Below are 10,812 nucleotides of genomic sequence, written 5' to 3' on the forward strand. Positions count from 1 at the left end.
CTTGAGCCGAGATCCTGAATCGCGACGGGCCATCGAGCTCTCCACTCTGGGGAACGTCTCGATCGTGAAGGGCACGTTTGCCGATGAAGCGGTCCTGCGTGATGGTTTTCGTAATTGCAGCGCAGCGTATATCAATCTCGATGGATTCAACACCGGGGAGAAGACTGAGATTTATTGGGCCATCCGATGCTATGAAATAGCCATCGAAGAAGGAGTCAAGTTCTTCGTGTATGGAAACCTCGATTACGCGCTCAAAAGGTCCGGATACGATTCCCGGTTTCGGACAGGCCACTATGATGGCAAGGGCCGCGTAGGGGAATGGATTCTGTTCCAGAACCTGACAAACCGGGACCGGATGGGCGCCGCGCTGCTTACGACCGGTCCGTATATGGAGATGGCCGTCTCGGCAATGACACCGATGACCCCGTCCGTGGAAAGCGGCGTCGTTACGTGGCGGGTGCCACTCGGTGACGGCGCCGTCCCGCATGTAGCGCTTGAGGACTGCGGGTACTACGCACGTTGGCTTTTCGACAATCCGGAGCGTGCGAATGGCATGAATCTCGAGGTCGCGATCGATCATGTCGAGTATGCGAAGCTTGCCGAGGCGTTCGAAGCCGTGACCGGACATCCCGCGCAATATATCGATACCGACCTCGAAGCATACTGGAGCGGACCGCTCAAGGCCGCAGCCGATTTGCCTTCCGGATATAACGCCGATCTCCGCGACAAAAGTACGATGAGCTTCCGCGAAAACTTCACCGGCTTCTGGAATCTGTGGAAGTACGGGATCATCAAGAGAGACTACGCATTGCTCGACGAAATTCATCCCGGGCGAATCAGGACGGTCGAACAATGGCTCAGGCGCGAAGACCAGTTGGGACGAGCACTGGGCAACGGGGGCCTCTGGGAAAGGGTTCAGCCTGAAAATCTGCTCAGATTGCCGCCTGTCTTGAAGCTGTCCGAAGACCAGAGGAAGGGCACGTTATAAGTTCCTCGCGAACGTCTGGCTCAACTGCAAAACGCCTCACTACTTGCCGCGCGTTTTCTCACGCTGCGATGCCGGCGAAGATCGTCGACGCTCAACGTCCGAAGCTGTCGGCAAGGCGGCCAACGAGGAACGGCATCCCAATGTCCGGACATGGCCGGCAGCCGCCGGTCGTGATCTCCGGCAACTGGCCGAACAGCGAACTTCAAGCGGTCGCGTGCGGCCCGCTGGTAAACTCGGGCTGCCAAAGCAACTTTTCCCGGTCACATGAGCACGCTACCCGCAGCAGCACCTGCACCCGTCACCCCAATGATGCAGCAGTAACGCTCTGTAATCGCGTTAGCATCCAGATCGACGAGCGCTATAGTCGGAGCGAAGGACCGAACGGGACTAGGCTGGAAGTAAGTTCATACAAACGGACGAATGGCCGAGTAACAATTTCGACAGTGCTTTCTTTCTAATCGCCAACTCATGTCCTATTCTTCTCTAACAACAAAAAGGGAGGCGGCCATGGCAGACGTTTTCGAGCTGATCGAACAATTAGATACGAGGGCGGGTGGAGGGGGGTGGTCGTTCAACAAGCTCCTAGGCTCGACGGAGGTAGTCGACTTCGTTTACGGCGATAGCGTCCTCTCAGAAAAACCGGTCACTGTAGACGAATATCCCGTCGAAAATGACACCGACACTCCCGACGACGCCACTTTTAAAGGATCCACTGACGTTGAATCCATGGTCTCGTGGAGCGTACAGGAGGTGGTCACCTTCTCGGAGAAAATATCGCTGAAATTTCCGCTCCCTTTTCCTGTTTCTGGCAATGCGGAGGGAAAACCGGACTCATCAGTCGAACAAAATCACGAAATCAAAGTTTCAAAGACAGAGAATCACAGTAGTACGTTCAAGCAGCATTGGGAGTGGACGCATCATCAAACAGTTCCGCCCAGGACGCTTTACGCTATTAGTAGCGTCGTCCACGAGGTGACTCATAAAACACCCTTTACTGCTCGGGCGATTTTTACGGGACCAGTAGAATTTTTTCGGCCCGGGTTCGGGAAGCCTGATCAAACGAGACATGAACTGATCGGTCTGCTTTTTATCGCTTCTCCACATATTCGAGTGACAGTACTAGATCCAAATTCCATAGCAGTTTCGGTTTCAGGAACTCTAAGCGGACACTATGGACAACGTCAGTATTTCAAGATAAAGAAGTTGCCGATTCCTCCCTCGATGGCACCAGCCGAATGACGATCAGTCGGCGTTCTGAATATGACTCACCGTGGCTAACTGTTCCCTATTGTTAGGCGAGCGCCTCAGGCGCGCAATGTTAGGGTAGCTCTTGCTAGTCAATTCCGCTGGGAGATTCTTAAAATGGGTATCAAACCTAGCCTAAAAGGCGCAAAGGATGCGGGATACAAAAATAGTGGGAAGAAACCGCTTTCTCCCAAACCGGGTGGAGTCCTACTCGATTCCGAAGCGGTTGGCGATATCCGCTATGTGGGCCCTTGTGAAGATGGGGTGCGCGAGGTCTACTATTTTGCGGACGACGGATGCACAGACGGACCCCACTATACTTCTGAGGGATGCAACTGAGTTTATTCCTCATCAGAAACGCCGAATTGCACGGGCAGTTCCATTGGAGCTTGGTTGATCTCTGCCGAAGGCGACCAGACAAGAGCAGAACTACGAAGTCCGTTAGTGGCGCGAAGCCAATAATCGTACGTCCGCAATCATGTGCGAATGTATCTTGTCACTGCACGTAGATTCATGCATCTACCTGTGATCTTCTTCTGCTGCCAGAGGCGAGCGCGGCAAGAATTGCCGGGCAAGGCTACTGAGTTGGGGTTCATTCCGGCCTCGGAAAGTGTCGATGATTTCCACCTTTTTTCGCATCTGCGAGTGAATTATGTCCGACAGCGGTACTTCGAGATATGGAGCGGAGGCGCCTGTCTTTCGCTTGCACTTCGAAGACCCCCGCCACACATCGATCATTTGTAATCAAGCGGCGGATTACTGGTGCGGAGCGGACGCTCGAATGTCTGAGTGTCGGTGCAGGCGAACCACATCGGAAAAGGTTGTATCTCGACTCCGGGTCGAAAGGAACAAGTGATAAAGTGCCACAAGAATGATAGGTGATCGCGCACGATAATTGGCACTGGCAAGTGACGAATCGGTTGTAGGCACTGGTGGTGTCGACCTGGACATTGCGTCCCGCCGCTCAGGGATGAAAAACAGGCTGATGAAGCTACAACCGCGCTCAGCGCGTTCCGATGTGCTCTAGTGACGGGCCAGTCGTGAAGGGGGAAGTATGTTCCGACGTATTGAATCCATTGCCAGCGGAGCCGTGTGGAGCGGCTACGATGGGCGAACAAGTACCGCACCGGACTTCGAGCGTTACAACCTTATCTATGGCTGGAACGCATCGGGCAAGACTACCCTATCTCGCATTATCGGACTATTCAGTGGATCTGGCGGTATGCGGTTGCCGCCCAGCGCCCGCGTTCGCGTAAGCGTCGGGAACGAGGTCTTGGACAGCGCGAGAGACCACGACCGTACTCGTATCCCAGTGCGGGTCTTCAATCGGGACTTCATCGACGACAACCTGCAGCGAGACGACTACACCCATGCGCCCGCCCTGTTCATCGTCGGCCAAGAAAACATTCGGCTGAGCAACCGTATTGCGTCATTGATGCGGAGACGGGAACGACTGGCAGGGATGTATCGGATCGTCCACAAGAAGCAGACGGACGCCAACGGAGCTAGGGAGAAGGCGGCGACTGATCTAGCCCGTGACTGCGGGACTATGCTCGGTGTCCGAGATTTCAGAGCGCCAAATCTCAAAGGGATCGCGCAGGGCTTAGCAAACCCGGACGAACATCTACTCGACGAAATCACCCTCCAAGGAGCAGTTGCTCAGGCACGTGACCAAAGTGAGTTTGCGCCATTTCGCAATTTTCCGGTGGTGGCATCGCCCCAGCCTCCTGGGATCAATGATGTTGCCCAGCTGTTGAAGGAAGCACCCCAGCAGAACGCCATCAAGCGTCTGGCCGAGGCACCTGCGCTGAGCGACTGGGTGCGCACTGGCCTGCAGTTCCATGAGCACACCGCCACCTGTGCCTTTTGCGGAGGCGACGCGGCGCAGGCATTAGAGGCATACGCCAAACACTTTTCCGACGAGTATCGCCGCCAGCACGCGGCCATCCAGGCCGCGATCGGGCGCTTGGAACAGTCAAGGGCGCTGCCAAACTTCCCGCATGAGAAAGAGTGGATTCCCGGCGTACGGGCGAAAGCCCAAGAGACGCTGCGGCGCCTTGAAGCGTGGGACGCTCGAGAGAATGAAATTCGATCCTATCGGGCGCGACTGCTTCGAGAGAAGCTGGCGAACATGGAGACCGTGTTATCTGTGGAGCTGGCCGACGATCAGGCTCTCGCTCTGCAGGGGATTCTCGCCGACCTCCAGCAGGCGAAGGACGAACACAACCGAGCGTGTGACGAATTAGCCGCCACGCGCAGGAGTGCAGCTGACAAGGTCAAAGCTCATTTCGCGGCCCGGTACCTACTCGACCCAGGAGCGACGGAGGCGCGCGAAGTACTCAGTCAGGCGAGCGTGATTTTGGAGCGAGTGCAGAAGGTCGGTCAGAAGATCAAGGGGCAATCGGAAGCAGCGCAGGCCGAACTACAGCGTAGCTCGGTGGCGGCAAGCCAGATCAATCACCTCCTCAAGCGGCTGCTCGGTCCGCGCATCTCCGTCGAGCAGGCTCAAGACAAGCGGATCCGGTTCATCCGAGAGGGGCAGCCGGCTACCAACATGAGCGACGGGGAACGGACTGCGATTTCGCTTGCGTACTTCCTCACCAGCCTTGGGCAGAACGGGCAGAGGCTTGAGGACCTGGTCGTTTTCATCGACGATCCGATCTGTAGCCTGGATGCCAACCACATCTATGACGTAGCCTATCTACTCATTTCGAGCCTGAAGGCCTGCCGGCAACTCTTCATTTCGACGCACAGCTCGGAGTTCTTTAATACTATCAAGCAGGACTGGGCCGACCGAGGGAAGTTCAAGAAAGGACATGCGGCGTTCCTCGTCCATCGCGAGAGTGACAGCGGCAGTCAGCTGCTAGTGCTTCCAGCACACTTGGCGAAGTTCCGCTCTGACTACCACCACGTCTTCTACTGCCTGCGGAAATTCCAAGTGAGTACCAGCCATGACATCGATGCCTACCTGAGCTGTCCGAACCTGCTCAGGAGGTTCCTCGAAATGTACTTGGGGTTCAGGAGGCCGACGCCCCAGCCTTACCTGGCCAAGCTGGACATCTTGTTCGACGACGAAGTGGAGCGCGGCGCGGTGGCAAGGTACGTGGACGAGGGATCGCACAGCGCTTCAACTCTTCGCCTATTGGAGTTCTCGGACTTCCCCACGATGTCACGAGGCATGGTGGAGCGTGTCATGCGAGCGATGGAGCGCGTCGACCCGGAGCACTATGCGGTGCTGATTGCGGAAACGACCTAGATCTCGTAAGGATGTAGTCAATAATGTTTCCTCGGCTCTGGTGGCTATATCCATTAAGCACCGGCGCACATCCGAACGTGCGCCAAGCATTCGAAGCCTTCCTCGGCAAAAAGACGAACCAATAGTATTGAGACCACCATGCAAATAAACCTTCCCGCGAGTTTGGACAGATTTTCGTTACCGAATTTTTTCGAGCTCCTAGACGCCACGCGCGATGCCCCCGAAGTAACGACCGACTATTCAACTCTTCGAAATTTTTGTAACCCGACCGGAATTCTCGTCGCTGGCTCGAAGCTGCGTGATTGGGTTGCGCATCGCGCAGACAACAATCTGAAGTCATTCGCCGACGGGATTAATGAAAGCAACCGTGTACATTCATACCTAAAACACCTCGGTTTTTTCGACTATGTCGGGCTTGACGATGAAGGCAATCGAATCGGCGAAGCACCCGGCGGTGCCAAGTACGTCCCGATCACGCGAATTGGTCGGCCGCGAGTTGACTTTGAGAATGCATCAGATGACGATTGGGATCGGTTGATCGATGAATGGTTCGACGCGCTCGAAGAGCAAGCGAGGCGCGTAGCGGGGGTTTTGGCGGGCTCGTTTGACGATTCTCAAGCGCTAAGGACGTATTCGTACGCTATTCGAGAAATCATTCGCAATGTCTTCGAGCACTCGCAAGCCGACGAATGCTTTTTGTTGGGCCAACGTCTAGCAAGTGGGCGCGTAGAAATTTCGATAGTCGACGAGGGTGTTGGAATCGCTCGCACACTCGGAGAGACTCATGGGGCACACTCGGATGCTGACGCACTGCGCCTCGCGATCCGCCCAGGTATCTCGCGGACTACCGGCCGCAGTGATCAGCACAACACATACGACAATTCCGGTTTCGGCCTCTACATCTTGAGTGAGCTGGGAGCAAGCTTCGGATGGTTCACCTTGGGTAGCGGGCAGGCCTTCCTATACGGGGAAGGTCGCGCAAGGTCGATTGGCATTGGGTCGTTTAACGGGACATTCTTCGGTCTGCGCCTCAATAGTACGCCTTACAACATTCGCTCAGTTCTCGACGACATTATCGAAGCGGGGGAACGCGAAGCAGGTGAGGCTGGTATTAAGGCTCGGGCGTCCGGCCGTACCAGACTGATACGCTTATGACGGAGTGTCCAGCGGACGACGGCGGCGCAACGAAAGCTTTGCCCTTCCCGCCGAACTGAAGTGGCGTCGTTTCAGAAACACACGAACTTGTCCAAGAATTTGGCTAGGCAGAGGACGGTTGGCCGTCCTTCCCTCTTTTTGTCGAGCAAGGTTACTTTGGTTCTGCGACCATCTCGTCCCCCGGATACAGCTGCAACATCGCTCGCGCTGCTTCGACGTTTGACGTTGTCAACCACTCCTGCCAGTCGTCAGGACGCAGGATGACAACGGATCGCTTCTCATCCTCCGGTTTGTGCATGCGTGACATGATCGGATGTCCGTCGGCGTTTACGGTGATCATCGACATCACGTGACGCGGTCGACCGTCGAGATCCTTGAGGGTACGCCAGATACCCGCGATGCACATCGTTGGTCGATCGATGACACCGATCCGCTGCCACACACACGGACCGAGAATCCATTTACCGCTGTCGTCCCGGCGAGCATCCGGATAGGACGGCTCGACCACGTACCGCGCCGGAATCAAGCACCGGCCACCCGACCTCCACGTCGGCCCATATAGCGGCGACGTCCCGAGATTGTCGTCACGAACGTTCATCGTGGTTCGCATGATCGGCGGCTTGCGCCCTTGCTCCTTCACCCGCTCAACGTTCGCCTTCTGAAGCGCACGCGGCCAAAACCCGAAGCCGGCGATCAACGCCTTGAACCGCCCCTCGATACGGGCGACTATCGGTGCGTCGTAGTCTTGGTAAATCTCGGGCTTCCAAGGCGTCCAGCGGTACAGGTCGGTGAAGTTATCGATCCGCAGCTCACTGAGACCGGGATCCTCTCCGGGTGCTATGTAATTCGTGCACACAATTCCTGCCTCCACATAGCCGCGATACACATCGAACGCACTAAACGGGAATGGCAAGACCTCGTCACGGGTCCGGCGGAAATGACACCTGTTCGATCGGCATGATGAGGCCACGTAGCCATTCATCCAGCGCTGTGAGCACGACGTCGTACGCGGCGCCGAATCCGGAGCCCTCCGGCTGCCCCGGTACGTCCCGAAACAGACTCCGCCCCTTTTCCACCATGTCCCTGTCGCAGAACCCGTACTCAGGCAGCACTATGTCGCGGGCCAACGCGTTGTAGCTGTCGGCGTCGTGGGCAATGATGCTGATCGACATGAGGTCCACGATGCGGAACTTCGAGTACGCGATACACCAGTCAAGGAATGCTCGTTGTACGACCGTTATCGGTTGCGACATGCGCCCTCCCTGCCCACTCGCGAGGCTAACGTATCAGAACGATGTTACTGCGGCGGCGGCCGCGCTGCTGCCGTCGTGATATGGATCGCAATTCCTAACTTGACGGAGGAGCATCGTCGCGCGGTACACTGTGTTTTTATACAGTACTCACGCCGTGATCAAACCTCAGTGGGCATATTTTTGGGAGTACCGGTTCCTCGGCGAAGAGGAATGGAAACGCACGCCCATCGAGCTGACCGAGCGCGAGCTGGAGTCATGGATCGAGGCCGTCTACAACCCGCTGATGCCGGCGCAATCGCGCCGCGTCGAAGGCGGTAAGGTCGACCGGAATCGTGTCCCGCTCAGAGACCGCCGCGTCAAACTGAAGCCGACCATGCCTGACTTCGACGCGCCGACCGATTCGGAGCTGCGCGCACTTTGGCGCGACTACACCGACCCGCAGGTCAGATTGCTGATCCTTGAAATTCTCGCGCTGAGAAAGTCGATCGAGCGGGTGCAGGAGTGGTTCGACTATGTCGACAAGAACATCGACAACAAGGGCGATCTTGGCGGCGGTCAAGGCCCGCTTCAGCGCCTGCGGCACCTGCTGAGAGACGAGAAGCAGCGCGCGACGATGCTGTAGCCGGGTTGACACAATTTGACGGACCGCGCGGCCGGCTGTGGTCGACCGCTCTCCCGGAAGTGGTAAATTCATACGAAAACCACACCTACGAGAGAACACATGGCCCGCTCCATGATCTGTGTCGGCGACACGACGACGCACGGCGGCCGCGTGCTGGAGGGCACCGCGACCGCGACTATTGACAGGAAACCCATTGCCCGAACAATGAAGCGAGCAGTATTCTTGGGCAGCCACCTCTGGTGGTCCAGATTCGGACGCTCCGCACTACTCGTTTCAGACGGAAATACAATTAAGTCAAGTAATTGAATGCCCGACGCTCCAGTTTTTGGAGACTGAAGTGGAGTAACCGCGCGTGCCATGGCTTAGCTCAGGCGTCGGGTTAGTACGGTTCCCCCCATCATGACCAAGGACGCGCCGATGATCGCTTCGGTCGATGGAACCTGATCGAGTACAGCTAGTCCCAAAACCAGCGCAACGGGCACGTTCAGATAGCGAAACGGTATAGTAACCGACAACGGGATACGCTCGAGCGCCTTGATCAGTAATGCCTGGGATATCACTAGAAAAATCCCGACCAAAAGCAGCACCCCGAATTCGCCTTCGCCCACTGGCCTCCAGCGCACCATACCTGGAATGGCAAGCAAGAAGACTCCGACCAGATTGATAAACAATAGCGAGGTTTTTCCGGGAGCCCTCACTACCGCGTAACGGAAGATGACGATCTCGGTAGCCCAACAAACAGATGCGGCCCAGGCCGCGGCATAACCCAATATCGAATACTCATTGAGCTCGATATGGCTCGAAAGTATCGCGCCCGTGACGCATAGCATTGTTCCAACCGCGACCGACAACCGCAGCCGCTCAACGCCGCGTATGAGAAGCCAGATCAACACCAACAAACCGTTACACGCGAGGATTGCCTGGACATTCCCGATTGGTAGTAAACGTGAGGCAACGACAGTCAGTGTCAGCGTGCCAAATCCGACTACGGCTCGGGCCACATGCCATGCCTGCGTGTTTTTGTTGGAATGGCTCACGATCGCAGGGCGAGTGTGCCGAGGGCGTGCGAGGTGAAGGATCAACAGCCACATAGAACCGCCCACGTACCGAAGCCATGAAATCTGGACGGGATCAGCATGAGACGACACCAGTCGTGGCAAGTAGAGCCCTACGGTCAGAAGTACTGTCGACGCGGTCACATACAGCACACCGTTCACCGCGGTACGTTGCTGATTATCCGGCCCACCTGCCTTGGCAATACTCAGCATCCATTGCTTGAGCATATTCACCGACTCTCCGGCCGAACTCTCGAATGGCGTGTCATGGCGAGTTGACAAATCAGATCGCAGAGCTGTGCAAACTCAATTCCCATCGCTCGCGCTGATTGCGGAAATAGGCTGGTCACCGTCATGCCCGGCAGCGAATTTAACTCGAGTAGCCAGAGCTTGCCGTCTTTGTCGAGCCGAAAGTCAGCGCGACTATAGTCACGCAACTTCAAAAGTCGATGGGCTGCCAGTGCAACTTGCTTGACGGAGTGTTCGAGCGCTGAAGGCAGATCCGCCGGGAAAATCTCCTTGACAGCGCCTGGCGTGTATTTATCGTCGTAATTGAAAGCGCTTTCCGCATCGATTAGGATTTCGCCAACTGCCAGAGAGCGATCAGCCAGTACCCCGACCGTCAATTCCCGACCGGCAATGAATTGCTCAACCAGTACCTCCGTGTCAAAGCGAAACGCAAACTCGACTGCCATCTTTAGCGCCGCCGCCTCGCGCACAACGGAAAGACCCACGGTCGATCCCAACCTGTTCGGTTTAACGACGACCGGGTAGTGAAAATCGTCCGGGCGAACCGAGGCATCGGATTCGAGCAGCGTCCAGTCTGGGGTGACAATCCCCGCCCCTCGCAAAAGACGCTTGGAAATATCCTTGTCCATGCAAACGGCACTCGCGAGATGCCCGCTGCCGGTGTAAGGAATGTTCATCAAATCAAGTGCCGCCTGAATAGTACCGTCCTCACCCGTTCCCCCATGTAGTGCCAGGAATACCAGATCGAACGCGCGGACATGTCCAAGTTCGTTCAGCTGTTTCGGCACAATGCCCGCCGTCATCCAGTCCCCATTGGCGACCGTAGATTCAACATTGATCGGTAAGTGTTTCACTCCGTCACTCGTTTGGGGCAACAGGCCGCAATGGATATCCAGAACTTCTACAGTATGTCCTGACTGACGCAATGCAGGAACAATCATTGCGGCACTTGCGAGGGAGACCCCGCGCTCTTCACTCGTGCCACCGCA

General features: G+C 56.3%; 10 protein-coding genes. 6 read left to right on the forward strand and 4 right to left on the reverse strand.

Annotated features, from left to right (window positions below; genetic code table 11):
* The first annotated feature begins 1 nt into the window (after position 1).
* The 4 genes from AC3IFE_RS10640 to AC3IFE_RS10655 all read left to right on the forward strand — a co-directional run bounded on the left by AC3IFE_RS10640 (position 2) and on the right by AC3IFE_RS10655 (position 6,644).
* Entirely contained in the window at positions 2-988 is a 987-nt protein-coding gene (locus AC3IFE_RS10640) for an NmrA family NAD(P)-binding protein (RefSeq protein ID WP_489190483.1), read from the forward strand.
* 507 nt (positions 989-1,495) lie between these two features.
* Positions 1,496-2,227, forward strand: coding sequence for an aerolysin family beta-barrel pore-forming toxin (locus AC3IFE_RS10645; protein WP_489190484.1), 732 nt, complete (start codon positions 1,496-1,498; stop codon positions 2,225-2,227).
* A gap of 1,060 nt (positions 2,228-3,287) precedes the next feature.
* Positions 3,288-5,489 (forward strand): AAA family ATPase, encoded by a 2,202-nt coding sequence (locus AC3IFE_RS10650; RefSeq protein ID WP_489190485.1) that lies wholly within the window; start codon positions 3,288-3,290, stop codon positions 5,487-5,489.
* A 138-nt stretch (positions 5,490-5,627) separates the two neighbouring features.
* On the forward strand, positions 5,628-6,644 hold the full coding sequence (locus AC3IFE_RS10655; RefSeq protein WP_489190486.1) for an ATP-binding protein: 1,017 nt from the start codon (positions 5,628-5,630) through the stop codon (positions 6,642-6,644).
* Positions 6,645-6,795: 151 nt separating this feature from the next.
* Here AC3IFE_RS10655 and AC3IFE_RS10660 read toward each other — a convergent pair whose 3' ends face one another.
* Both AC3IFE_RS10660 and AC3IFE_RS10665 read right to left on the reverse strand, forming a co-directional pair.
* Positions 6,796-7,500 (reverse strand): SOS response-associated peptidase family protein, encoded by a 705-nt coding sequence (locus tag AC3IFE_RS10660; RefSeq protein ID WP_489190495.1) that lies wholly within the window; start codon positions 7,498-7,500, stop codon positions 6,796-6,798.
* Positions 7,501-7,564: 64 nt separating this feature from the next.
* Positions 7,565-7,897, reverse strand: coding sequence for a hypothetical protein (locus AC3IFE_RS10665; RefSeq protein ID WP_489190487.1), 333 nt, complete (start codon positions 7,895-7,897; stop codon positions 7,565-7,567).
* Between the two features lie 154 nt (positions 7,898-8,051).
* Here AC3IFE_RS10665 and AC3IFE_RS10670 point away from each other — a divergent pair, with 154 nt between their 5' ends.
* Positions 8,052-8,519 (forward strand): hypothetical protein, encoded by a 468-nt coding sequence (locus AC3IFE_RS10670; protein WP_489190488.1) that lies wholly within the window; start codon positions 8,052-8,054, stop codon positions 8,517-8,519.
* Between the two features lie 99 nt (positions 8,520-8,618).
* Positions 8,619-8,825, forward strand: coding sequence for a PAAR domain-containing protein (locus AC3IFE_RS10675; RefSeq protein WP_489190489.1), 207 nt, complete (start codon positions 8,619-8,621; stop codon positions 8,823-8,825).
* 56 nt (positions 8,826-8,881) lie between these two features.
* Here the strand turns inward: AC3IFE_RS10675 and AC3IFE_RS10680 are convergent, their stop codons facing one another.
* Both AC3IFE_RS10680 and AC3IFE_RS10685 read right to left on the reverse strand, forming a co-directional pair.
* Positions 8,882-9,802 (reverse strand): DMT family transporter, encoded by a 921-nt coding sequence (locus AC3IFE_RS10680; RefSeq protein WP_489190496.1) that lies wholly within the window; start codon positions 9,800-9,802, stop codon positions 8,882-8,884.
* A 2-nt stretch (positions 9,803-9,804) separates the two neighbouring features.
* Positions 9,805-10,812, reverse strand: a 1,008-nt coding sequence (locus AC3IFE_RS10685; protein WP_489190490.1) for a D-alanine--D-alanine ligase family protein, incomplete at its 5' end; no start/stop codon positions are given.

The sequence above is a fragment of the Burkholderia sp. APQ4-4ca genome, assembly GCF_057837105.1.